The sequence below is a fragment of the Arthrobacter sp. UYP6 genome (assembly GCF_040547315.1).
GTDB lineage: Bacteria > Actinomycetota > Actinomycetes > Actinomycetales > Micrococcaceae > Arthrobacter_B.
On record NZ_JBEPPM010000002.1, the window covers coordinates 185,715 to 210,518 of the forward strand.

Sequence of the window (24,804 nt, forward strand, 5' to 3'; positions counted from 1 at the left end):
CGGGTTCTGTCCCGGCCGCAGCTTACCGCTCGAACGGCAGCCGGTGCAGCCGCTGCGCCACCCGTTCGGTTCTCTCACGCTGCTTGGCCATCCTGGCGTAGTCGCGGTCACGGCGTTCGGCCGTCACAGCGCTGAGGAAGTCCTCAGCTAGGGTACCCGGCGGTGGCTGCGGCGATACCAAGGCCGAGACCTCCACAGCCAGCTCGGAGGCACGGGCTGCACGCGCCTGCGGCGAGAGCCGGGCGGCCTGGGACAGGAAGCGCGACACCCGCCGGGACAGCGCATCCGGAAAACGTCCCATGTCCGCCAGAGCGGCCCAGCTGCTCAGCCACGGCGGCATCCGGACATACTGGGGCGGGGGAGCCGTGACCCGCTCCCGCAGGGCATACGTGCCGGCCATCAGGTCACCGATGCGCTTGGACTTCTCATTGAACATTGCCACGAGGAAGGCCAGGGACCCCGCCGTCAGATAGATCTCCAGCACCGCAGTCATGCCCCGGATGAGGCAATGCCGGAAACGGACGGCACCGCCGTCGTCGCGCACTATGCGCAGCCCCATCGCCAGGCGCCCCAGCGACTTTCCGCGGGTCAGTGTTTCCACCGCCACCGGTGCCGCCACCAGAACCAGGACCACGATGGTGAGGATCAGGGCCTGGCCCAGGGCGGGATCCACAGACTCGCCCAGCGTCTGACCGAAGAGCACCAGCAATCCGATGAGGACAACAACCAGGGCGATGACATCGATGATGGAGCTCAGCGCCCGCGCTGCGAAGGAGGCCGGACGCAGTTCCAGGACAACCGCCTCTCCGGTGACGATGGAGCTCACAGGTCCTCCTCCTGGCCGGCAGTTCGTGGTGGGAACTCCACTGTACCCAGCGCTAGGGTGTAACCGTGGATATGGATGCGTTCAATGCAGTGCATGCACCGGACTGGCAGCGGCTGGATGAACTCGCCGCGCGCCGTCGGCTCAGCGGCGAGGAAGCCGATGAGCTGCTGCGCCTCTACCAGCGAGCCTCGGCTCACTTGTCGATGGTCCGTTCAGTGGCTCCGGAAGGAGCGCTCTCCGCTGCGCTGTCCATGCGGCTTTCCCGGGCACGCACCCGCTTCACCGGGGCCCGCTCCAACTTCGCCGAGGACCTGGTCTACTTTTTCGCCGCCGCACTACCGGCTGCCTTTTACCGGATCCGCTGGCTGACGCTGGCCGTGGGAGCCGCGTTCATTCTGACGGCCTGGCTGTTTGGGCTCTGGGCGGCTTCCACCCCCGGCGTCATCTCCGCCGCCATGGGTACGGACGCCGAAGTCCAGCGGTATGTGGAGCAGGACTTCGCCGCCTACTACTCGGAAAACCCGGCTGCGTCCTTCGCCGGCCAGGTGTGGACGAACAATGCCTGGATTGCGCTGCAGGCTGTGGCCTTCGGCATCACCGGGATTTGGGGCCCCTATGTGCTGTACCAGAATGCGATGAATGTGGGCATGGCCGGCGGCGTCATGGCGGCGTACGGCCAGTTGGACGTGTTTTTCAGTTACATCCTGCCGCACGGCCTCATGGAACTGACAGCGGTTTTTGTAGCCGTGGCCGCGGGGCTGAGAATTTTCTGGGCCTGGGTGGCGCCGGGCAGGCAGACGCGAGGAGTATCCGTCGCGGCGGAAGGCCGGTCGCTGTTCACCGTGGCGCTGGGGCTGGTGATCGTGCTGTTCCTGTCCGGTCTGGTGGAGGGGTTCGTGACTGCTTCGCCGTTGCCGGCCTGGCTGCGGATCGGGATCGGAGCGGCCCTGTTCGGCGCGTACTGGGCGTACACCCTCATTCCCGGCCGGGCCGCCTACCGGGCGGGGCACCGCGGGGATCTGTCCAGGCGTGACCGCGGAGACACCGTGCGCACCGCCTGAGCGGCGGGTATCTCCCGGCAGCCAATCCCCAAAGAGTCCGGACACGAAAGATAACGGTCCGGCCGACTCTGTGTGTAGTGCGGGGTGGCGGCACGTTTCCTGATGCGCTCTGCCGGTAGGGTCGAAGAATGGAACCGCAAAAGCCCATCGGTATCCGCAAAACAGGCCAGGACACTCAGGCCAGGGAAGTGAAAGAGGAAGCAGTGGCAAGCCAGGACGAAACCCCCCAGCAGCACCCCACGCCCGGAGGCTCCGCTAAACCCGAGCAGGACCGAGCTGAGCAGGGAGCCGCAGACGGCCACGAACTCAGCGATGCCAGCGAGACCATTGTGAGCGGAGGCCACGCAGCTGGCTCCGATAAGACCAACGACGGCGGCCCTGCCGGTTCCGCTGATTCTGCCGGGTCCGCAGCGGGCACGCCCGACGACGGACTTGACCACGACGATTGGGATGCTGCGTTTGCTGACGCCGCGGGTATGCAGCCCGCAGCTAAGGTGCCGGGCGAAACACCGCCCTTAGCCGACGCAGCCGTAGTGCCCGGCGGACATCCCTCCCTGGCCCAGCGCAGCACACTGCCGATGCGGCGGGCGAGCACCATGCCCAATGTCAGCGGCTACGGGGATCTCAGCGAGGAGAAGCAGCAGCGCGCCGGACACATCGACGCCGTTGTGCCGGAGCCAGGCATCGCTGCACAGGCTCCGCAGGATCATGTGAGAGCCGGGGCAACAGATGCCGCGGCGGTTTCCGCGGCATCGCCGAAGACCACCCCCATCAGCACCGGATTGTCCTCGGGTTCCCACCGCGCTGGAAATCCGGACGCCGCAGGAACCGGTGAGGGGGCGTTGGAAGTAGAGCCGGCAGCCGCTTCCAAACCTGCCGCGGAGCGTGGTGCCGAGCATGTTGCCGAACCCGCCGCGGAACCGGTTGCCGAGCGTGTTGCCGAGCCCGCCGCGGAGCCGGTTGTCGAGCGTGTTGCCGATCCTGTTGTCGATCCGTCGGATCGACCGGCTTCTGATGAAATCTCCGAAGAGGAAATCCGCCGCCGGGCGGAGGACCGCGAACGTGCAGGAACAGCCAAGCCCGTGCTTGCCCGCATCCTGCAGGTGATGATCGCGGTCTTTTTCCCGGTCATGCTGCTGGCCGCGGCCATCCGGGCAGTGGCCACGCCGCTGTTCCTGTGGGCCGAGTACCACCGCCCGGGATTCCCCTCGGACAGCTACGGTTTCTCCACGGATGACCGGATGACCTACGGCTCGTACGCCGTGGATTATCTGCTGAACTTTTCCGGTGCCCGCTACCTGGGCGATCTGGTTACCCTCAGCGGGGAGCCACTGTACCTGGAGAGCGAAGTCAGCCACATGGCGGACGTCAAAACCGTCCTGACCATCGCTTTTGTGGCCGCGCTGGCCATGGCGGTGCTGAGCCTTCTTGCCTGCATTTACCTGGCCAAACGGAGCCCGGGCGGAATCCGACGTGCCCTGTTTGCCGGGTCCGTTCTTACCCTGGTGCTGGTTGGCGCACTGATAGTCACGGCCGTCCTGGGCTGGGAAAACTTCTTCACGCAGGTGCACTCGATCTTCTTTGCCAACGGCAACTGGACGTTCCGCCTGGATGACACCCTCATCCGGCTCTTCCCCGCCCAGTTCTGGATGGACGCCGGGATTGTCATTGCCTCCCTGGTGCTGCTGACCTGCATCGTGGTGCTCATTGCGGCGTGGCCCACCAAGGCCCGCCGGGAGCGGTCGCGCCTGAAACAGGAGGAAGCCCGCCGCCGTTACCTGGACTCCCTGGAAGCCGTCTAACCGGACTGACCGGCGGTTCTTCCGGACACAGCCTCCAAACAAAAACTGCACGTCCCCCAGATGGGGAACGTGCAGTTTTTGTTCGCGGGCCAAGGACTACTTTTGGTACAGCTTCTCCACCTCGGCAGAGTAGTCGGCGATCACTGCGTTGCGGCGCAGCTTCAGTGTTGCCGTGAGGTGGCCCGACTCGAGCGAGAAATCCTGCGGCAGCACGGTGAACTTGCGGATCTGCTCGGCCTGGGAAACGGTGGCGTTGGCTGCATCCACGGCTTCCTGCAGGGACGCCCGGATCCGGGGATCATCGGCAGCTGTAGCGGATTCAGGGGCGGACCCGTTCTCCCGGCCCCAGGCCGCCAGCGCTTCGTCATCCAGAGTCAGCAGTGCGCTCACAAACGGGCGGCCTTCGCCCACCACTATCGCCTGGGACACCAGCCGATGCTCACGGATTTTCTCCTCCAGCGGGCCGGGTGCAACGTTCTTGCCGCCGGCGGTAACCAGGATGTCCTTTTTGCGGCCGGTAATGGTCAGGAAACCGTCCTCATCCAGCGAGCCCACGTCCCCGGAATGGAACCATTCTCCGCTGAAGGCCGAGGCATTGGCCTCGGGGTTATTGTGGTAGCCCTTGAAGACGCCGGCACCGCTGATGAGGACCTCGCCGTCGTCGGCAATCCGGATGGTACTGCCGGGCAGCGGCAGCCCCACGGAGCCAACCCGGGCCAGCGGGATAGTGTTGACCGTGGCCGGAGCTGTGGTTTCGGTCAGGCCGTAACCCTCCAGGATCATCACGCCGGCCCCGCGGAAGAAGTGCGAAAGCTGCGGGCTCAGCGCGGAGGCGCCGCTGATGGCGTAGGTCGCTTTGCCGCCAAAGGCGTTGCGGACCTTGGGGTAGAGCGTCTTGTCAAAGAACGCATGCCGCAGTTTCAGGACCACGGACGGACCCTTGCCGCCGCGGGCAGCGGAGTCCAGGGCGGTGGAGTAGGCCACGGCGGTGTCAACGGCAGTGGTGAACAGCTTGCCCTTTCCAGCGGCCTCCGCTGACTGCTGTGCACCGGCATAGATCTTTTCGAAGATGCGCGGCACTGCGAGCAGGAAGGTCGGCTGGAAGGTCTTCAGGTCTCCCATCAGGTCCGCGGCGCTGCCGGAATGGCCCACCCGCACCCCCGCTGCCAGGCAGCCCACCTGCACGGCGCGTGCCAGCACATGGGCCAGAGGAAGGAACATCAGCGTGCTGACATCCTTTTCCTTGAGCATTTCGGGCAGGAACTCCACAATGTTCACGCCGAACAGGGCAAAGTTGGCATGCGTGATCTCGCAGCCCTTGGGCCGTCCGGTGGTTCCTGAGGTGTACACCATGGACGCGACGGATTCGAGGCCGGCGGTGGTGCGGGCCTCCTCCAACCGGTCATCGTCCACGCCGGACCCGGCCGCGATGAGTTCGGCAAAGCTGCCGTCGCCGCCGTCGGCCTTCATGGTCCACAGAGTGAGCGCGAATTCGCCGGAGTCGGCGGCCGCGGAGACAACCGCGGCTTTACGGGCGTCTTCGACAAACACGTGGGTCGCGCCGGAGTCTTCGAGGATCCATTCCACCTGCGAGGGCGAGGACGTTTCGTAAATGGGCACAGTGACCGCACCCGCAAACCACACGGCCAGGTCCACCAGGGTCCACTCATAGCAGGTCTTGGACATGACGGCCACGCTGTCGCCGGGCTGCACGCCGAGGCCGATCAGGCCCTTGGCCAGCTCGCTGACCTGTGTCAGGAACTCGTTGGCGGTCACATCTTTCCAGCCGCCGTTGCTCTTCAGTGAGAACAGGGGCTGGTTGGGGGTCTTGGCATGCAGTCCCACCAGGATGTCGGTGATGTTCGACGTCGCGGGGAGATGGACCAGTAGATCAGTGGCTGATTCGCGCACCGTTGGCCTCTCTTTCTGTGCTGTGCACATGGGTAATGACTAAATCCAGCTGGGCATCCACATACGCAGCCGCCAGTCAGAATACGGGATAGTTTCGGCCGTCCAGACCGGCAGGAAGAATGCCGAGACCAGGACGGCTGCCAGGAGGAAGCCAGCGACCACCGCCGCACCCGCCAGCCGGCGCGCCCGCGGATCAGAGATCCGGCCCAGGATCAGCGCCAGCACGTAGGTCAGGGCCAGGAGCAGGAACGGTTCAAAAGATAGGGCGTAGAAGAAGAAGGTGGTGCGTTCCGGATAGGCGAACCACGGGAGGTAGCCGGCGGCAACACCGGCGAGGATGGCCCCGGCCCGCCAGTCGCGGCGGCCGAGCCAGCAAATGAGCAGCACCAGCAGGGACACTGCCGCGGCCCACCAGATCAGCGGGTTGCCCACCGAGGTGATGGCCGTGGAGCAGCTCTCCGCGGAGCACCCGTCCACGCCAAGGGCTGAGCTTTCGTAGAAGAATGACGTGGGCCGGCCCAGAACGAGCCAGGTCCAGGGGCTGGACTCATAGTCGTGCTCCGAGCTCAGGCCGTTGTGGAAGGCATACGCACTACGGTGGTACTCCGCCAGCGACCGCAGCCATTCCGGCAGCCAGCCCCAGGTTTCGGAGGGGTTGTCCTGTGCCCAGTTTCGTCCGTACGCGTCAGTGGACCGCAGCCATCCGGTCCACGAGGCCAGATAGGCCAGCGCTGCTACCGGGATGACGGTGAGAAAGGCCGGCACCCCGTCCTTAAGCAGCCCGGCGGTGGGCCAGGCACGGATGCCGGCCACGCGGCGGGCATTGACGTCCCACAGCACGGTCATCAGGCCAAAGACCGCAACAAAGGCCAGGGCTGACCATTTGGTGCCCACAGCAAGACCCAGGCAGATGCCCGCGACCAGGCGCCAGGGCCGCCACAGCAGCCAGGGCCCGTACAGCAGGGCACCTGCCGGCGGTGCACCGCCGTCGGCCCGGCCGGAGGTCAAAGCGGACAACCGGCGGGCCAGCCGCCGCCGCCCGTCGTCGCGGTCCAAAAGCAGGGCGCCGAAGGCCGCCACCACCCAGAACGCCAGGAAAACATCCAGCAGCGAGGCCCGGGACAGCACCAGATGGTGGCCGTCCACGGCCAGCAGGAGGCCCGCGATGCCGCCCAGAAGCGGCGAGCGGAACAACCGAACGGCGATCAGCCCCACCAGCAGGACCGTCAGCGTGCCGGTCAGCGCGGCGCTGAACCGCCAGCCAAAGCTGTTGTCCGCACCAAACAGGCCCATGCCGGCCGCGATCATCCATTTTCCGACGGGTGGGTGGACCACGTACTCAGGGTCGGTGAGCAGAACGCCGGGAATGCCGGCGTTGAAGGAGTCGTTCGCGTTTTCGGGCCATTTCCGTTCATAGCCGGAGATCAGGTAGGAGTAAGCGTCCTTGACGTAGTACGTCTCGTCAAAGACCAGCGACTGCGGTTCGCCCAGCCGGACAAAACGCAGCACAGCACCGATCAGTGCGGAAATGAGTGGCAGGATCCAGCCCCACACACCCAGGGTGAAGGAGGTGCCCGGCGCCCAGCCCAACAGCCTGTTCCGCAGTTGGCCATAGCTGAAGGCGGTGCGCGGGTCCTGCACCAGCGGTGCTGTTCCGGGGGCTGGGGTCTCGCTCACGGTCAGGCTCACCCGCACCACTCTATAGGGGAGCCCGGGCATCCGGCGTCCCCAACTCGCGTAGGGTTAGATGGTGAATTCCAGCAAGCAGACCACCGGTTCCGGCACCTCCAAAAACACGCAGAACGACGGCGCTGCCTCGGGCGCTGCCACCAGCACCGGCGGCGGCCAGATTGTTCTGGCCGCCACTCCCATCGGCAACATGGGTGATGCCACCAACCGGCTGATCGGACTGCTGGAGACCGCCGACGTGATCGCCGCCGAGGACACCCGCCGGCTTCACCGGTTGGTCTCCGCCCTGAAGATCACCACCAGCGGCAAGATCATCAGCTACCACGAGCACAATGAGGCCACCCGCACCGCGGACCTGCTGGAAATGGTGCGCGGCGGTGCCACCCTGCTGATGGTGACCGACGCCGGCATGCCCGCCGTCTCGGATCCGGGCTTCCGGTTGGTGGAGGCCGCCGCCCGGGAAGGACTGACCGTCACCGCGGCTCCCGGCCCCTCAGCGGTCCTGACCGCTCTCGCGCTGTCCGGCCTGCCCACCGACCGGTTCTGCTTTGAGGGTTTCCTGCCCCGCAAAGCCGGGGAGCGCAGCGCGCGCCTGTCCGAGCTGGCGGGGGAGCAGCGCACCATGGTGTTCTTCGAGGCTCCGCACCGTTTGGAGCCGATGCTCCGCGCTCTGGACGCAGCCTTCGGCGGTGACCGCCGGGCCGCCGTCGCCCGCGAACTGACCAAACTGCACGAACAGGTGCTCCGCGCCCCGCTGCGCGAACTGCTGGAATGGGCCGAGACGTCCGAGATCCGCGGCGAGATTGCCGTCGTCGTCGCCGGTGCCGGTGAAGCTCCCCCCGAACTGCCCGAAGACCATGTTGCTGCCGTGAACGGGCTCGTGGCCCAGGGTGCGCGGCTCAAGGACGCCGTGGCCACCGTTGCGGAGGACGCACGGATCAGCAAGCGGGAGTTGTACTCCGCGGTGCTGGCTGCCCGCGGCTAGGCTCCCGCGCGGCTACTCCTGCCCGCCTGCCCGCGCACTGGTTCCCACTCTCTGGGGCTGGTGTTGCCTCCTGAGACCTCATGCGCCACAGGAGGCAACACAGAGTGGGAACGTGTGCGCCGGCACCCGAACGGACCCGGGAATCAGAGTCTCGGGAACTGTTGTTTTGGCCAACTGCACAGTGTGAGGGCCGTTACGTGGTGCACTTCCGTATTTACAGGCAGTTCGGCCCGAGCATACGGTGAACGCAGAAGACGGGCTTTCCGGCCCGGGCTGTGACGTTCAATCTTTGGAGGCATCCCATGGGTATTACCGCTGACCGCGAAGCCGAACTGCTGGCTCAGGTCCCCACCGGCCTGTTGATCAACGGGGAGTGGAGGGATGCCTCAGGTGGAGCAACCTTCGACGTTGAAGACCCCGCCACCGGCAAGGTGCTGCTGAGCATTGCCGACGCCAGCGCTGAAGACGGTGCTCTGGCCATGGACGCCGCCGCTGCGGCGCAGGATTCCTGGGCCAAGACGGCACCGCGCGAACGCGGGGAAATCCTGCGGCGCGCCTTTGAACTGGTCACCGAGCGGGCCGAGGACTTTGCCCTGCTGATGACCCTGGAAATGGGCAAGCCGCTGGCCGAAGCCCGCGGCGAGGTCACCTACGGCGCCGAGTTCCTGCGCTGGTTCTCCGAGGAAGCCGTCCGCATCTCCGGCCGCTACGGCATGTCCCCGGACGGCAAGTCCCGCCTGATGGTGAACAAGAAGCCGGTGGGCCCGTGCCTGCTGATCACCCCCTGGAATTTCCCGCTGGCCATGGCCACCCGCAAGATCGCCCCCGCGGTGGCAGCCGGCTGCACCATGGTGCTCAAGCCCGCCAAGCTCACCCCGCTGACATCCCAGCTTTTCGCCGCTGTCATGGTTGAAGCCGGCCTTCCCGCCGGCGTCCTGAACGTGGTCTCCACCACCTCCGCCGGCGAGGTCACCGGCCCGATCATGAAGGACGAGCGCCTGCGCAAGGTCTCCTTCACCGGTTCCACGCCCGTGGGCCAGAGCCTGATCCGTGACGCCGCGGACCGGGTACTGCGCACCTCGATGGAACTCGGCGGCAACGCCCCGTTTGTGGTCTTCGAGGACGCGGACATGGACAAGGCCGTGGCCGGCGCCATGGCAGCCAAGCTGCGCAACATGGGCGAGGCCTGCACCGCAGCGAACCGCTTCATTGTGCATGAGTCCGTTGCCGATGAATTCGCGGAGAAGTTCGCGGCCAAGGTGGGCGCCATGACCACGGCCCGCGGCACCGAGGACGAATCCAAGATCGGCCCGCTGATCGACGCGAAGTCCCGCGACAAGGTCCACTCCCTGGTGACGGACGCTGTCGACGGCGGTGCTACGGCTGTAGTGGGCGGCGCAGCGGTGGACGGTCCGGGCTACTTCTACCAGCCGACCGTGCTGAAGAACGTGGCTCCTGATGCCCGCATCCTCCAGGAAGAAATCTTCGGTCCGGTTGCACCGATCGTCACCTTCTCCACCGAAGAGGAAGCCGTGGCGCTGGCGAACAACACCGAGTACGGGCTGGTGGCCTATGTCTTCACCGAGGACCTGAACCGCGGCCTGCGGATCGGGGAGAAGCTGGAGACCGGCATGCTTGGCCTCAACGCCGGCGTGGTCTCCAACGCCGCGGCTCCCTTTGGCGGAGTCAAGCAGTCCGGACTCGGCCGCGAAGGCGGCGCCGAGGGCATCGACGAGTACCTTTACACGCAGTACGTCGGCATCGCCGATCCCACGGCCGGCTAGCTCGGGAACGGCCGGCTAGCTCGGGAACGGCCGGCTAGCTCGGGAACGGCCGGCTAGTTCGGGAACCTCCGGCTAGTTCGGGAACCGCCGGCTAGTTCGGGAACCTCCGGCTAGTTCGGCACCGCCGCCCACTTCTGTCCCGGCGGCTCGTTCGGTCAGCGGCGGAAGCGCGAGGCCAGTGACGCCGGGAAGAAGCGTGCCCGCAGCCGGGCTGCGCGGGAAGCGGAGGCAGCGAATCCTTCCTGCACGGCAGTGACATCTGCCCACAGTGCGGTCCGGCGTTCCGCCGCCGGCTCCCCGGCCCTGGCACCGGCTTCGGCTGCCCCGGCCCCGGCTCCGCTTCCGGGGCCGGCCACAGCGCCGGCGGAATCCGGCGAGCCGGCGCCGGGTGCGGCGTACACCTCGTGCTCGTAAGCTGCGCGAAGCTTCTCCAGGCCGGCGGCGGATCCCTGCGGCAGCCCGGCGTCGTGCGCCAGCCGTCGAGCGTAGGCCCGCGGGGACTCGGACTTGCGCGGCAGATAGCCATAGTCCACGGCGGTGTCCGCCGCCTCGTCCCAGGCCAGGGCAGCCGGTCCCTCCGGATGCCCGGACGGGCCGCCGCCGTGCCGGGCGGAACCGGCTGTGCGTTCCTGGAGGTCAGGTCCCGTAAGGGCATGCCGTCGGATGCTGCGCCTACGCCGCCGCAGTGCCCAGGGGCTGAGCAGCGCGGCTGCGGCCGCTGCCAGTGCAAGCGTCACTCCGGCATATCTTCCGGCCCGGGCTTCGGCCGGCTCCGCAGGTGCCGCGGCGGCCGGGGCGGACACACTGGGGGAGGGCGATGCAGCCGGACCGGGAACCGCAGGATTCAGGTTCTGCGGGTCGCGGTCATCGTCTGCGGCCGGGGCAGTATCGGGACGGGGGGAGAGCGCGTACGCGGGGACAGAACCCCGCGACGGTGTGGGTTCGAACCGGACCCAGCCCACGCCGTCGAAATACAGTTCCGGCCAGGCATGGGCGTCACGGGAATCCACTTCGTATTCCCGCAGCTCCTGGCCCCGGTCACCCGTGACGGTGTTGCCGGTGGACCGGCCCGGGGCAAATCCCAGGGCCATGCGGCTGGGAATGCCGGATTCACGCGCCATGACGGCCATGGCGGCGGCGAAATGCACACAGTAACCGGACTTTTCCTGCAGGAAGCGGTCAAGGACGTCAATGCCGTTGCCGTCATAGCCGCCCTCCACCGGGGCTTCCAGGGAATATGTGAAGTCGGGTCCGCGCAGGTACGCCTGGATTGCCATGGCTGCCTCATACGGGCCGTTGGCGCTCGCCGTGGCGGCGCTGGCGGCGTCCCGGATGGTTGCCGGCAGGTTATCCGGCAGCGAAGTGAAGATGGGGTCCACGGCGCCGTCGGACACAGGTTCCGCCGCCTGCAGGGAGGTTGGTGACGGGTTCAGGGCCAGGCTCTGCACCTGGTAGTCCAGCCGTGCGTTCCCGCGGTTTTCCCCGGAGATGACCGTCATGGTTTGCGGATCCCAGCTGTACGGACCGACGGCCCCGAAGACCCGCACCGGCGCGTAAGGTGCCAGGAGCCAGGGGCTGGAATACGTCTCTGAGCTGATCTGTGTGGTCACTTCCGACGCGCCGCCCGTCGCCTGGTTGTCTTCTGCCGGAGTCATGTCCTGCAACCCTGCCCGGCGGCTGTCCTCGCGCAGGTCCGGCGCCCAGCGCCGGCCCGAAAAGTCCTCCAGCGTGGTTGACCGCAGATAGACGGACTGCCCGGAATCCGTCGCGTAGCGAATCCGCCCCGATGCCGAGGGCTGGCGCAGGTCGTTGCCCAGTGCCACCACCGGGTTCAAGCCCGACTGCCCGGTCCAGATATCCAGCTTTGAGCCCTGCGGGAAGGTTCCCTGGGTGAATCCCGGAAGAACTGCGGGCAGGCTTAGCGCGACCACGAGGGCGGCTGCGCCGATCCCGGCCGCAGTGCCCATCTGGCTTCGCGGCGGCCGGCGTGCGGTGTCCCCGGCGCTGCGCGGCTGTTCCTGCCACGAGCCGGTGGCCAGAATCACCAAATAGCCGGCGCCGGCCAGAATGAAGGGGAAAAATCCAATGCTCTCGGGCTTTAGCACGGCGGGAACAATGAGCAGTGACAGCAGCCCCAGGCCGCTCGCCGCGGGCATTCGCAGCGTGGTTGCCAGCGTGTCGACCAGCAGGGCGATAAGCCCGGTGCCCAGACAGGCAATGAACACAATCCCGGGATCGGCAAGTACCGGCGGCACCTGATTCATGATGGTCGACTGGGCCTCGTTGATCAGCTGACCGCCGCGTTGCACGGTCGCCCCCGTGGGCAGCAGCCCCAGCAGCGCCGTGGAGGCAGCAAACATCCAGGTCAGGACGACGGCGAGGGCGGCAAGGCCCGCTGCCGGCACCAGGGCCGTGGGAAACCGGAACCGGCGGGCCGCTGCCATGGCGGCAACCACCGCCGCAGTGGTGAGGGCCAGCGCCGGAAGCCAGCTCCAACCGTCAAAGACCCCGTGCAGGCTAAGGCTGCAGAGCAGGACGGCGGTGCTGCTGGCCGCCGCTCCGGCCCAGTCCCAGGGCGGCCGTTGGGGGGACGCGGGCCGTGCGGGCGGAGCTCCGGACGGTGCACCGGTGGAGCTGGGGGACAGCGTGGCGGTCATGAACGGTCCTCCCGCGCCGGGGTTGACGGAACAGGCACGGCAGAGGCTGCTCCGAAGGCTGCCCAGGTGCGCGCCAGATCTGATTCGGGCGTCGCGGCAATGGCTTCCCAGCCCGCGTCGCGCAGCACGGCCAGAGCGGGCCCCGCGTCCTGCAGTCTGTCCGTAACCAAGATGGCGCATGCCCGGGAGGCATAGTCCGCAGCCGGCGCCAGCCGCGCGGCGTCGTCGGCGCTCAATCGCCCCAGGACCGCGAGCAGGGGGCCGCGGCGGCGCTGGGACAACGAATCCATGAGTGCGTCGCCGAAGGCAGCCTTCCTGCCCTCGCCCGGAAACTGATCCGTTCCCGGCACCCGGCTGCGGGGCCCGCCGGCGACGCCGGTCCCGCGGGGCGCACCCAGTGCATGCGCCCCGCCGGATCCGTGACCTCCACCGGGTCTCCGGAGCCCGCGCGCCCGGTCGGGGGCACGGCCCACGTCCGCGTCCACCTGCCGGTCGGGCGGCCGGGAGTCCAGTTCCAAGGCCGCCAAGCCGTCCGCAAGGTCCTGCAGGCCGCCCGGTCCGCTGAAATCCCGCTGCGGGGGATAGGGGGCTGAAGGGGAACGGGCGAGGCCGGGCCGGGCATACGCATCCAGGAGATGAAGGGAATAGCCGTGGTCCACCAAATAGGCGGCCTCGGACACAGCCGCTGTCACCGCCCATTCGAAGGACTCGGAGGTGGACAATCCGTTACCGCCGGCCGGCTCCATCCATGGTGTGGATCCCGCCCCGCCTGCATAACAGGACTCGCGGGCATCGAGCAGCAGCGTTGCGCTGGGGGAGGTGACGGGTTCCTCCTGCCGGACCATCAGTTCGCCGTGCCGGGCGGTTGCGGGCCAGTGAACCCGCCGCATCGGATCACCGGAGCGGTACTCGCGCGTTGACACATCGTCTTCGCTCGGGCTGCCGCGGAGGGGACTGGCAACGGACCCCTCAGTTCCCCGCGGGCCGCCCATTGCGGAGGTGGACAGCTCCTGCGGCGACGGGGAAACCACCAGCGGATCGGTCCTTCCGAGGGTGTGCATCCGCCGGGCCAGGCCAAACAAATCGGAGAATTCGGCGGTCACCGGTCCAATGGGAAACATGCCGCGCCGCGCCGAACGCAACTGGTATTCGTAGGTGCTGGCGCCGTCGGCATCGGGGAAGCGCGCCGGAAAGCGGAACACCGGACTCTGGCCGAAGCGAAGCGGCAGCCCCTCCCGCATGAGGCCGCTCTGCCGGACTGGCCGGGGAGTGCGCAGCGAGAGGACCACCCGGACCGGAACGCCTGTCTCCGCCGTGACCGGGCTGAAGCTGCGCTCCACGTCAAAGACGGGCTGGACCATCCGCAGAGCCAGTGCAGCCAGCAGCGGCAGCGCAAGGAGAAATACGGCGAGCACAAGCACATCGCGGCGGCCCATGACCTGGGCTGTCAGCAGTGCGGCGGCTCCGGCCAGGACCAGGCCCCAGCCGCGCGGTGTCAGCAGCTTGGCGGTGCTTGCGAATTCCATGGAGCCTTCCCACAAGTGGTGGTGCCGGGGTGTTGCCGCGGACAGTCGGCTCCGGGCTAGCGTCGCATCCGTTCGCCGGCGGGGCTTCGCGGAACAGGAACGCGGGAGAGCAGGTGCGCCAGCAGGCCCGACGGCGTCTCGCCGGAGCTGGCTGCCTTGCGGTCAAGAATGATCCTGTGGGCCAGGACGGCGTCGGTTAGGTGCGAGATGTCGTCCGGCAGCACGAAGTCCCGTCCCGCCAGGGCTGCGTGCGCCTTGGCTGCACGCAGCAGCTGCAGCAGCGCCCGGGGGCTGGCTCCGAGGCGAAGATGCGTGTGCTCGCGCGTCGCCTGGCCAATGGCCACCGTGTATTCCTTGACCGCGGAGGAGACAAAAATGTCCCGCACCCGGGCCGTCATGGCGGCAATTTCGCCAACGTCGACGACGGCGGCAATCTGGTCCAGCGGCGACGTGGACTGATGCGTTTCCAGCATCTCGATTTCTGACTTTGTATCCGGGTAGCCCATGGAAATGCGGGCCATGAACCGGTCGCGCTGGGCTTCGGGCAGCGGATAGGTGCCTTCCATCTCAATCGGATTCTGCGTGGCCACCACCATGAAGGGCTCCGCCAGCCGGTAGGTGCCGCCGTCCACCGTGACCTGCCGTTCCTCCATGCACTCCAGCAGGGCGGACTGGGTCTTGGCGGAGGCACGGTTGATCTCATCTCCGATCACGATGTTCGCGAAGATCGGGCCCTGGCGGAATTCGAACCGGTGGGCATCCTGGTTGTAGATGGACACTCCGGTGACATCCGAGGGCAGCAGATCAGGCGTGAACTGGATCCGGGTCACCGAGCAGTCGATGGTGCGCGCCAGAGTTTTGGCCAGCAGGGTTTTGCCGACGCCGGGCACATCCTCCAACAGCACGTGCCCCTGGGCGAGCAGGACGGTCAGCACCAGCGAGGCTGCTTCCTCCTTGCCGTCGATCACCGTATTGACAGCGGAAAGAATGCTCGAGGCGGCGTCGTGGAAGGCCTGCGCACCTTGGACCGTGACCTTTGCTGCGCCCGCTTCGCCCGCGCGATTCCAAGCAGCCGGTTGACCGGGGACCGCCGCGCCGGATGAGTTTCCGGTAAAAGGAGCGGTGGCTGCAGCTGGATGTCGAGCGTCCATGGATACCTTCCAAGCCTCGGGGAATCGCAGCGCGATCCAGGGCAAGGATCCGGTCTGCGATGTTGCGGCCTTCCGCCGGTTTGGCTGCGGCCGCATGTGAGTACAGGTTACAAGCTCGCTTAGGGTTAAAGACATGTGCAATGACAGTGGTTACGTTCCGGGGGAAATCCCAGCAGCATATCTGGACTTCGAGTCCGGCAGCGGGAAACCTTATCCTCCGGGTCCGGAACCGCTTCCGGTCCCGGTGATTGATAACCATACACATTTAGACTTTGCCCCGGGCAAGGCCGGCACGGCCACGGTCCGGGCGGCGATGGACGCCGCGCAGGCTGCGGGGGTCCGCGGCGCCGTCCAGGTGGGCACGGATCTGGAGTCCTCCCGCTTTACCGTGCAGGTGCTGGACGAGGAACCGCGGCTGCTGGGCGCGGTGGCGATCCACCCCAACGATGCGCCCGTGTTGGCCGCCGAAGGAACGCTGGAGGCAGCGCTTGCGGAAATCGAAGAACTGGCCCGGCATCCGCGGGTGCGCGGCATCGGGGAGACCGGGCTGGACTACTTCCGCACCGCGGCCGACGGCGTGGAACGCCAGCAGTACGCTTTCCGCCGGCACATTGACATAGCCAAACGGCTGGGCCTTGCCCTGCAGATCCATGACCGCGACGCCCACGACGATGTGGTCCGTGTGCTCAAAGAGGAAGGCGCTCCGGAGAAGGTGGTCTTCCACTGCTTCTCCGGCGATGTTGACCTGGCCGGGATCTGCAACGAGAACGGCTGGTACATGTCCTTCGCCGGGACCGCAACGTTCAAGAACGCAGGAAACCTCCGTGAGGCGCTCGCCGTGGCGGACCGCAAACTGCTGCTGGTGGAAACGGATTCACCCTTCCTGACTCCGCATCCGTTCAGGGGCCGGCCCAATGCGAGCTACATGGTGCCCTACACGGTCCGTTTCATGGCAGCGGAACTCGGGGCGGACCTGTCCGAGCTGGGAACGGAACTGGTGGAGAACACGGTTCGCGTTTACGGTTTGTGGGACTAGCAGCCCTGTGAGCGGTTCCACATTGGCTGCCGAACCACTTGGACCGCCAAAAACCTCAGGTTGCCCTCAGGTCACGGTTCGATTACGGTAGGGACCTATTAGCCGGGGTCGGGGAAGGCACCGGAACTGATATCGGACCACACACCGTCCTGTGAACAGTTGTGCGCACAAGTCGTTTGAGGCTTTGGGCTACACCTGTGCCCGGTTGCGGCAGCGGTTCCTTGCCTGCGCACAGTCGCCCCGTGAGATTCGGGGGCATCGGCTGCCAAGCGCCCTGATCCCCGTGCCCGGAAACTATGAACGTTTGGGATTCCGTGGCACATGCACTCGTGAGGCGTGGGGTAAAACTGACCGGGCAGGCCGTTGTGATGGTCGCCCTGATTTTGGGACTGGTGGCCTTTGTGGGCACCAACAAGTCCGTTGTCTTAAGCGTCGACGGCCAGAGCAGCAACGTCAAGACCTTCGGCGGAACCGTGGCCGAAGTTCTGCAAAAGGCCGATGTCCAGGTCAGTGCGGCGGACCGGGTCAGCCCCGATCTGGCCACTGAAGTCACTGACGGGACCACAATTGAAGTCTTCAAGGCCAAGACAGTTGACCTGACGCTGGACGGTGAAAACCAAACCGTGAGCACCACCGGCCAGACCGTTGCAGACCTGGTGTCCGAGCTCCGGGTCGCCTCCAATTCAGCCGTCTCCGCCTCGCTGGAGACCGCGCTGACCGGACTGGACGATCCTCTGTCGATCTCCACTCCGAAAACCGTCACCATGGTGTTGGACGGTACTTCCTATAACCGTCTAACCACGGCGGAGAGCGTTGCCGAACTGCTGGATGAAGCCGGCATCACGCTGGCCCCGACGGACAGGCTTTCAGCTCCCCAGACAGCTGCCCTTGTGAACGGCATGGCGCTGAAGATCACCCGCGTGAAGGCCGGTGAAAAAGACACGGTGACCGAAGCGGTGCCGTTCGAAACCACCGAGGTGCCTGATTCCAACCTCTACGAGGGCGAGGAGAAGGTGACCGTCAAGGGAACTCCCGGCGAGAAGGTCACGGTTTTCGAGACCATGCTGGTGGACGGCCGTGAAGTGAGCCGCACCCTGGTGAGCGAGACCGTGTCCGTACAGCCCGTGGCCGCGAAGATTGCCGTGGGCACCAAGAAGAAGGAAGCCAAGCCTGCTCCCGCAGCGGCTTCCCCGGGCGGAACCGCTCCGGCAGGCGGCAACTGGTCCGCGCTGGCACAGTGCGAATCCGGCGGAGACTGGCACATCAACACCGGCAACGGGTACTCCGGCGGGCTGCAGTTCAGTGTCTCCAGCTGGCTCGGCGCCGGCGGCGGGCAGTATGCCCCGATTGCAGCCGGGGCAACCCCCGAGCAGCAGATCGCCGTAGCGGAAAAGCTCCGGGCTAACGGCGGCTGGGGCCATTGGCCGGCCTGCGCCGCCAAGCTCGGGCTGCTCTGACCCAGCCGGTCCGGCCCGCGTAGGGCAGCACCGGTAAGCAGCAGTGATTTTGGCAGGACCGGGACCTGTTATCAGGCCCCGGTCCTTTCGTTTAATCCCACCGGAGCTCCGGACCGTGCCCGGTCCGCCAGCCGGGAAGCGTGGCTGGCCCGGTCCAGCGCCCCCGCCGCGTAAAAGGCGGCGGCACTGTCGTTTAGGAGCTGCACCGCCTCACGGGTCCCTCCCAGGGCGGCCCGGCTCAACCCCAGATGCAGGGCCACCTCGGCCGCGCCCTGCGGGGAGAGCACCTCGCGGTGGCCGTAGACGTCCGCCAGGATCTGGACGGCGGCTTCATGCTGGCCCAAAAGCTGCTGCCACCGCCCTCGGCTGTGCAGGTTCTCCAGTACCTCTTCCTCGGTTGCGCCAACCACTGACAGTGCGGTTTCCGCGTGGGTCATGCAGTCGCTGGTAGCGGCGTCGTGCAGTCCTTCGGCCAGCCGCATGGCCGCCGATGCGCGGTTAAACGCGGCCCATACTTCCAGATCCGCATCCGGCGTCAGCAGGGATTCAGCTTTGGCATGGTGGCGGAGGCCGGTGGCAACATCTCCCCGGCGGAAGGCGACGTTTCCCACCGCCCAAAACCCCTTTCCCGCCGTCTGCGGATCAGTGGCCGCTTCCAGCATCGGAATCACCAGGGTTTGGCAGTGCCCCCATGCTTCCTCCAGCAGCCCGCTTTCTGAGAGCGCGGCGATGAGCAACAGATATGCCTCGATGAGGTGCTCCGCGTCAAGGCGCAGGGACAGTCCCAGTTCCAGTGCACGCCGGGCGTGCCGGACGGCGTCGGGTAACCGTCCGGAACCCTGGCAGGCTGCTGCCAGCAGAATCTCGGCCTGTGGGCGCAGCGGCTGGCCTTCTGCTGCCAGCGCGTGCTGCGCGAGCATTTCCGCTTCCGCCAGGCAGCTCGGATAATCGTGCAGCCTGCGCAGGCAGCCGGCGGCCATGAAGGTGAGCTCCCACCATCCCCGGGGATCGCCGTCGGCCAGTGCCGCGTCTGCGGCAAACAGGCAATGCCGGCGCGCGGCCCGGTAATCACGTTCATCCCAGGCCTGTGCTGCGGTGAACTCCAGGAAAACACGGCTGTCTGTTCCGGCTGCCGGCGGAGGATAACCGGGCACCGCGCAGAGCCGTTCAGCCAGGAACCTGAGCGCTCCGCCGGACGGCTCGCGCCTGCCTTTTTCCAGCAGCGACACATCGCGGGCCCCCACTACGTCGCCGCCCAGCTCTTCCTGAGTCAGGCGCCGGTCTTTCCGTACTAATGCCAGTAGATTTCCGAATGTTTTGCCCATGGTGATATCCGCCGATCTCGCACTGCGGGACACTTGGAGGGTGCCTCGTCAGGAATGCTACCGACCGCATTTCAGGGGCGGCAGAGTGCTTGCCCATTCTGGAAAGGAAACGCGATGAACGCGACTGCATGCAACCTGCTGGCGGCTGTATATGTGGGGAACTGGCCTGACTAGAACGCCCCAAAAAGTCTCAGCTGGTCAACGCATGGCGGGCAGGCTGTTGCCGAGGCGGCGCCCGGGTCACAGATGCCCGCTCGGCTAGTATTGCTGAGTGACTGAATCCCCCTCCGCTTCCCGCCCACCGGTTAAACCGCTGCTCGGAGCCACTGACATTCGCGCCCTGGCTGACGAGCTGGGAGTGCGGCCCACCAAGACCCTCGGCCAGAACTTCGTCATTGACGGCAACACCATCCGACGGATTGTCGCAGCTGCGGGCGTGGGCCCTGAGGAGACGGTGCTGGAAGTTGGTCCCGGTCTGGGGTCGCTCACGCTGGGACTGCTGGACGCGGCTAAGTCCGTGGTCGCCGTCGAAATCGATCCTGTCCTGGCTGAGCGGCTGCCGGCAACGGTGGCGTCCTGGCGTCCGGAGAAGGCGGACCGGCTCCATGTGGTGCTCGGCGATGCCATGCGTATCACCGAACTGCCGGTGGAGCCCACCGCGCTGGTGGCCAACCTGCCCTACAATGTGGCGGTGCCCGTAGTGCTGCACCTGCTCGAGCGCTTCCCTTCCCTGCAGCACGGCCTGGTCATGGTGCAGGATGAAGTGGCCGACCGGCTGGCTGCCGTTCCGGGGTCCAAGGTTTACGGCGTGCCCTCGGTGAAGGCCGCCTGGTACACCACCATGCGTAAGGCCGGCGTAATCGGCATGAATGTTTTCTGGCCCGCTCCCAAGATTGCCTCCGGCTTGGTTGGCTTCACCCGCCATGACCCGCTGCCCACCACCGCCACCCGCGAAGAGGTCTTCGCCGTGATTGACGCCGCGTTTGCCCAGCGCCGCAAGACTTTGCGCGCCGCTCTGTCCGGTTGGGCAGGCAGCCCGGCTCAGGCGGAAAATGCGCTTGTTGCCGCCGGTGTCGATCCGCGCGCACGCGGCGAGGTCATCGATATCCATGCCTTCGCCAGGATCGCCGAGTCCAAGGGCGCCGGAGCTCCGGCCGACGGCGCAACGGCCCCGTAAGCAGCCCATCAGCGACGCCGTTGCCCGCAGCCGCGGTGATGGCCGCATTAACGGCGGGGACCGCCCTTCCTCTAAGTTGGAAGATATGAGCGCAGCGAAGTTTTCATCCGCACAGGCCCCGCCGGCAGCACCCGCGTCCGTGCGCGTCCGCGCCCCGGGGAAGATTAATGTGTCCCTGCGCGTCGGCCCCCTCCGGGCCGACGGTTACCACGGTGTGGCCTCCGTCTACCTGGCCGTGTCGCTGTTCGAAGAGGTGCAGGCAACTGTCACCGAGAGCCCGGGCATCACCGTCACGGTGGACAGCGACGGCGCCCTGCAGGTGCCCGTAGGTGGTATTCCGCTGGGGCCGGACAACCTGGCAGCCCGTGCTGCCCAGGCCCTGGCCAGTTTCGCGGAAAAACCCACCGGAGTCCACCTGCACATCACCAAGCGGGTTCCGGTGGCCGGCGGCATGGGCGGCGGCTCAGCCGACGCCGCGGCGGCACTGGTGGCGTGCGACGCCCTGTGGAACACCCACCTGTCCCGGGAAGAGCTGGCGGGCATCGCCGCCGGCCTCGGCGCTGACGTGCCCTTTTCACTGCTCGGAGGCACCGCCGTCGGGCTGGGAATAGGGGACCGGCTGACTCCGGCCATTTCCAAGACACCGCTGCACTGGGTGCTGGTTGCCTCCGACTCCGGGCTCTCCACACCGGCGGTGTACCGCGCCCTCGATGCCCTCCGCACGGAGGAACAGCTGCAGGCCGAGGAACCCGTCGAAGTGGATTCGGCGATCCTGGCTGCCATGCGCTCCGGGAATGCACGGGACCTGGCAGCCGTTATGTCCAATGACCTGCAGGCCGCAGCGCTCCGGCTGGCTCCGGAACTGGCGGACCTGCGCAGTGCCGGCGTACGCCTCGGCGCGCTGGCCGGCATGGTGTCCGGCTCCGGACCCACCATCGCTTTCCTGGCCGAGGACTCCGGTGCGGCAACGGCGCTGGAGGCGGCACTGCGGGCCGAGGGCCACCGCGCCCTCGCCGTGGAGGGGCCGGTTTCCGGCGCCCGGCTGCTGCCCGCCGTCGTCGGCTGACTTTTTCCCATCCTTTCCACCATCACTGACATCACAAGAAAGTAGTACCGATTGGCACACCTGCTTGGTGCTGAGAACCTCAGCATTTCCTTTGGCACCCGCACGATCCTGGACGGGGTTTCCCTGGGCCTGGAGGAGGGGGACCGGATTGGCGTCGTCGGCCGCAACGGCGACGGCAAGTCCACCCTGATGCGCCTGCTGGCCGAGAGGCAGACGCCCGACGAGGGCCGCGTCACCCGCCGCCGCGACGTCGCCGTTGGCTACCTGGACCAGTCCGATGTGCTCGACGGCGACCTCACCGTGGGCCAGGCCATCGTGGGCGACGCCGCCGACTACGAGTGGGCGTCCAACGCCCGCATCCGCGACGTGATGAGCGGCCTGATCCAGGAAGTGGACTGGAACGCCTCCGTCTCCTCGCTCTCCGGCGGGCAGAAGCGCCGCGTGGCCCTAGCCAAGCTCCTGACCGGTGACGACGACGTCGTGATGCTTGATGAGCCCACCAACCACCTGGACGTGGAAGGCGTAGCCTGGCTGGCCCAGCACCTGAAGAACCGGTGGCGCTCCGATGCCGGCGGCCTGCTGGTAGTCACCCACGACCGGTGGTTCCTGGACGAAATCTGTACCCGTACCTGGGAAGTCCATGACGCCGTGATTGATCCGTTCGACGGCGGTTACGCGGCGTACGTGCTGGCCCGCGCCGAGCGTGACCGGATGGCCAACGTGGTGGAGGGCAAGCGCCAGCAGCTGGTCAAGAAGGAACTGGCCTGGCTGCGCCGCGGCGCCCCGGCCCGCACCGCCAAGCCCAAGTTCCGGATTGAGGCGGCCAACAACCTCATTGCTGACGTGCCCGAACCCCGGGACACCCTGTCGCTGAACAAGATGGCCACCGCCCGCCTGGGCAAGGACGTGCTGGACCTGGAAGACGTGTCTCTGACCCTGGGCGACACCGAGCTGTTCAAAAACATCACGCTTCGTTTGGCACCGGGGGAGCGGCTGGGCCTGGTGGGCGTCAACGGCGCCGGCAAGACCACGCTGCTGCGCCTGCTCAACGGCGAAATCGAGCCGACGAAGGGCCGGCTGAAGCGCGGCACCACCGTGCAGACGGCCGTGCTCACGCAGGAGGTCAAGGAACTCGACGAGGTAGCGGACCTGCGCGTCATCGAGGTCATCGAGAACGAGAAGCGGGTCTTCAGCGTGGGCGGCCGCGAACTCTCCGCCGGCCAGCTTGTGGAGCAGCTGGGCTTCAACGCCCAGCGCCAGTGGACTCCTGTGCGCGAACTCTCCGGTGGTGAGCGCCGCCGGCTGCAGCTGCTGCGACTGCTCGTAGGTGAGCCCAACGTGCTGATGCTCGATGAGCCCACCAACGACCTGGACACGGACACCCTGGCGGCTGTGGAGGACGTCCTGGACGGCTGGCCCGGCACCCTTGTGGTGGTCTCGCACGACCGGTACCTGCTGGAGCGCGTCACCGACCATCAGATGGCCCTGCTCGGCGACGGCAAGCTGCGGGGCCTGCCCGGCGGCGTGGACCAGTACCTTGAGCTGCGCAACGCAGCCCTGGTGGCAAACTCTTCGGCGTCGACGGCGGCCCGCGGATCCTCGCAGGCGGCACGTGCCGCTGCGGCCGGGTCCTCGCGTCCGGGTTCCGGTGGTTCAGTCGCGACGGCTGTGGCTACGGGTTCCTCCGAGGCCGAGAAGCGGATTGCCAAGAAGGACCTGACCCGCATCGACCGGCAGATGACCAAACTGAAGCAGCAGCTGGAGAAGGTCAACGCACAGATGACCACCGCCACGGAGAAGCCCGGCGGGGCCGACTTTGAACAGCTGGCCGAGCTGAATACTAAGCTGCAGTCGCTGGCCGCCGATCAGGAAGACCTGGAACTGCAGTGGCTCGAGGCGTCGGAAAAGCTCGACTAGGATGTCGCGCCCGGGAGCAGGACTTCCGGGCGCCAAAGCCTTGGCGCCGAACTTTCGGGTGCCGGATTCCTAGTGATAGTGCCGCATCGAGTGCTCGTCGAGTGTAGGGGTTGTGAGGTTTTGCAGCGTCGATCGTCGCGATCGTGCTGCTTTGGCGCGCTGAAAGCGGCGCGGCCTCTACTCTCGGCGGAGGATTGAGTCGAGTGTAGGGGCGTCGGGTGTAGGGGTCGTGCGCGGCGCCCCGGTTAGGCGCCGGGCTCAGGCCCCGGCGAGCATCTGCGGCAGGATGTGCTCGCGGAGCAGCGGGGAAATGTCGTCGCGCTGAAGCGCCTGTGCCGGATCCATCCAGAGCAGTTCCTCGATCTCGGCGGTAGCCACCGGCTCGCGGACTGGATCGCCGTCGGAATCGGGCAGCGTATAAGCAAACAGGCCGGCGTCAATGAAGGTGTTTTCCTCGTTGGCGGCAGGGCCGTACCAGTCGCCGAGGACTTCCAGCTCCGCCTCTGAGACCAACAGGCCCAGTTCCTCCTGCATTTCCCGGGCCGCAGCCGCGCTGAAGGATTCGCCGGGCTCAAGTTTTCCGCCGGGCTGCATGAACTTGGTGGTGCCGCGCTTCCGGACCAAAAGGATCCGTCCGGCGGCGTCGCGCACCAGCACTGCAGACAACGTCAGGACCTCCGGGGTGCCCGGCTGCATGTGCCGCAGCTGGGGATCCTTCTGCAGCCCGGTGAGACCGTTCCAGGACAGGTTCACGAGGTGCGCGGCAACAGTGGCCTTATCCGGTGTGCGCGCGTCCAGCCACCACTGGCCGGTCATCGCCACCATGCCCACCAGCATCTGCGCATACATTCCTCCCACTTCGGGGCTGAGCCCGCGGCTGCTGAACTCCTTGGACAGGATGTGCTCCACGTGGGTGGTCACGCGCGAGAGCAGAGTGGCAAAGGTACCTTCAGGCTGCGACGGCGGGGCGTCCCGCACCAGGATGCGGAACCCGTCGGTGTGAGACTCGATAAAGTCCAGCAGCGCGTAGGCGGCCCGTTCAATGAGGATGCGGGGACCGGCGTCGGCTCCCAGCGCTTCGGTAATCACGGCCAGCAGGCGGTTGAACTCGGCGTCCACCACTTCTGTGTAGAGCGCTTCCTTGGACCCGAAGTGTTCATAGACCACCGGTTTGGACACACCCGCCGCGGCGGCGATGTCCTCGATGGTTGCTCCATCCAGGCCGCGCAGGGCAAAAAGCCCCCGGGCCACCTCAATAAGCTGTGCGCGTCGTTGCACGCCGGTCATACGCAGGCGGACTCCGCCGGCCGGATTTCTTGCCACCCCAACAGTCTACGGCCTGCGTCCCGGCGTCTATCCGGGCGTAGCCGGGAGGAAATCCCTCAGCTGGTCCAGGAAGTTACAACAGATTTTCCGGCCGCGATTGAGCGGCAT

General features: G+C 66.8%; 17 protein-coding genes and 1 pseudogene. 9 read left to right on the plus strand and 9 right to left on the minus strand.

Annotation, left to right across the window (positions count from 1 at the left end):
- Nucleotides 1-22 precede the first annotated feature (22 nt).
- A complete protein-coding gene (locus tag ABIB35_RS02675) occupies nucleotides 23-826 on the minus strand; it encodes an RDD family protein (protein ID WP_354178655.1) in 804 nt (267 codons plus the stop codon).
- 65 nt (nucleotides 827-891) lie between these two features.
- Between ABIB35_RS02675 and ABIB35_RS02680 the strand changes: the two genes are divergently transcribed.
- Entirely contained in the window at nucleotides 892-1,887 is a 996-nt protein-coding gene (locus tag ABIB35_RS02680) for a stage II sporulation protein M (RefSeq protein WP_354178657.1), read from the plus strand.
- Nucleotides 1,888-2,015: 128 nt separating this feature from the next.
- Nucleotides 2,016-3,689 (plus strand): TIGR01906 family membrane protein, encoded by a 1,674-nt coding sequence (locus ABIB35_RS02685; RefSeq protein ID WP_354178659.1) that lies wholly within the window; start codon nucleotides 2,016-2,018, stop codon nucleotides 3,687-3,689.
- A 96-nt stretch (nucleotides 3,690-3,785) separates the two neighbouring features.
- Here ABIB35_RS02685 and ABIB35_RS02690 read toward each other — a convergent pair whose 3' ends face one another.
- Nucleotides 3,786-5,630: an AMP-dependent synthetase/ligase gene (locus ABIB35_RS02690; protein ID WP_354178660.1), complete on the minus strand. Its 1,845-nt coding sequence runs from the start codon at nucleotides 5,628-5,630 to the stop codon at nucleotides 3,786-3,788.
- Nucleotides 5,631-5,639: 9 nt separating this feature from the next.
- Complete coding sequence (locus ABIB35_RS02695) at nucleotides 5,640-7,289, minus strand: dolichyl-phosphate-mannose--protein mannosyltransferase (protein ID WP_354178661.1); 1,650 nt, start codon at nucleotides 7,287-7,289, stop codon at nucleotides 5,640-5,642.
- 160 nt (nucleotides 7,290-7,449) lie between these two features.
- Between ABIB35_RS02695 and rsmI the strand changes: the two genes are divergently transcribed.
- Nucleotides 7,450-8,274 (plus strand): 16S rRNA (cytidine(1402)-2'-O)-methyltransferase, encoded by an 825-nt coding sequence (gene rsmI, locus ABIB35_RS02700; protein WP_354178793.1) that lies wholly within the window; start codon nucleotides 7,450-7,452, stop codon nucleotides 8,272-8,274.
- Nucleotides 8,275-8,576: 302 nt separating this feature from the next.
- Entirely contained in the window at nucleotides 8,577-10,058 is a 1,482-nt protein-coding gene (locus tag ABIB35_RS02705) for an NAD-dependent succinate-semialdehyde dehydrogenase (protein WP_354178663.1), read from the plus strand.
- Nucleotides 10,059-10,213: 155 nt separating this feature from the next.
- Here ABIB35_RS02705 and ABIB35_RS02710 read toward each other — a convergent pair whose 3' ends face one another.
- From ABIB35_RS02710 to ABIB35_RS02720, 3 genes are read right to left on the minus strand one after another with little or no spacing between them, the layout of a single operon-like run.
- Nucleotides 10,214-12,715 (minus strand): transglutaminase TgpA family protein, encoded by a 2,502-nt coding sequence (locus ABIB35_RS02710; protein ID WP_354178664.1) that lies wholly within the window; start codon nucleotides 12,713-12,715, stop codon nucleotides 10,214-10,216.
- Complete coding sequence (locus ABIB35_RS02715) at nucleotides 12,712-14,241, minus strand: DUF58 domain-containing protein (RefSeq protein WP_354178665.1); 1,530 nt, start codon at nucleotides 14,239-14,241, stop codon at nucleotides 12,712-12,714. The genes ABIB35_RS02710 and ABIB35_RS02715 overlap by 4 nt, the downstream gene beginning before the upstream one ends.
- A 56-nt stretch (nucleotides 14,242-14,297) precedes the next feature.
- Nucleotides 14,298-15,392 carry an AAA family ATPase gene (locus tag ABIB35_RS02720; protein WP_354178667.1) on the minus strand — a complete coding sequence of 365 codons (1,095 nt, stop codon included), beginning with the start codon at nucleotides 15,390-15,392 and terminating at the stop codon, nucleotides 14,298-14,300.
- Between the two features lie 133 nt (nucleotides 15,393-15,525).
- Between ABIB35_RS02720 and ABIB35_RS02725 the strand changes: the two genes are divergently transcribed.
- Nucleotides 15,526-16,428 (plus strand): TatD family hydrolase, encoded by a 903-nt coding sequence (locus tag ABIB35_RS02725; protein WP_354178669.1) that lies wholly within the window; start codon nucleotides 15,526-15,528, stop codon nucleotides 16,426-16,428.
- A 368-nt stretch (nucleotides 16,429-16,796) separates the two neighbouring features.
- Complete coding sequence (locus ABIB35_RS02730) at nucleotides 16,797-17,885, plus strand: resuscitation-promoting factor (protein ID WP_354178671.1); 1,089 nt, start codon at nucleotides 16,797-16,799, stop codon at nucleotides 17,883-17,885.
- Nucleotides 17,886-17,956: 71 nt separating this feature from the next.
- Here the strand turns inward: ABIB35_RS02730 and ABIB35_RS02735 are convergent, their stop codons facing one another.
- Complete coding sequence (locus ABIB35_RS02735) at nucleotides 17,957-19,210, minus strand: helix-turn-helix transcriptional regulator (RefSeq protein WP_354178672.1); 1,254 nt, start codon at nucleotides 19,208-19,210, stop codon at nucleotides 17,957-17,959.
- A gap of 271 nt (nucleotides 19,211-19,481) precedes the next feature.
- Between ABIB35_RS02735 and rsmA the strand changes: the two genes are divergently transcribed.
- The 3 genes from rsmA (at nucleotide 19,482) to ABIB35_RS02750 (ending at nucleotide 23,370) form a co-directional block, all read left to right on the plus strand.
- Nucleotides 19,482-20,387 carry a 16S rRNA (adenine(1518)-N(6)/adenine(1519)-N(6))-dimethyltransferase RsmA gene (gene rsmA, locus ABIB35_RS02740; protein ID WP_354178674.1) on the plus strand — a complete coding sequence of 302 codons (906 nt, stop codon included), beginning with the start codon at nucleotides 19,482-19,484 and terminating at the stop codon, nucleotides 20,385-20,387.
- 85 nt (nucleotides 20,388-20,472) lie between these two features.
- The gene (locus tag ABIB35_RS02745) at nucleotides 20,473-21,453 is read left to right on the plus strand and encodes a 4-(cytidine 5'-diphospho)-2-C-methyl-D-erythritol kinase (protein ID WP_354178675.1); all 981 of its coding nucleotides are present in this window, start codon (nucleotides 20,473-20,475) and stop codon (nucleotides 21,451-21,453) included.
- 51 nt (nucleotides 21,454-21,504) lie between these two features.
- Nucleotides 21,505-23,370 (plus strand): ABC-F family ATP-binding cassette domain-containing protein, encoded by a 1,866-nt coding sequence (locus ABIB35_RS02750; protein WP_354178677.1) that lies wholly within the window; start codon nucleotides 21,505-21,507, stop codon nucleotides 23,368-23,370.
- A 258-nt stretch (nucleotides 23,371-23,628) separates the two neighbouring features.
- Here ABIB35_RS02750 and ABIB35_RS02755 read toward each other — a convergent pair whose 3' ends face one another.
- Nucleotides 23,629-24,066, minus strand: a complete 438-nt coding sequence (locus ABIB35_RS02755) for an NUDIX hydrolase (protein ID WP_354178795.1) — start codon at nucleotides 24,064-24,066, stop codon at nucleotides 23,629-23,631.
- Between the two features lie 3 nt (nucleotides 24,067-24,069).
- Nucleotides 24,070-24,657 (minus strand): annotated as a pseudogene (locus tag ABIB35_RS02760) (TetR/AcrR family transcriptional regulator); the annotation flags it as partial.
- Nucleotides 24,658-24,804 lie beyond the last annotated feature (147 nt).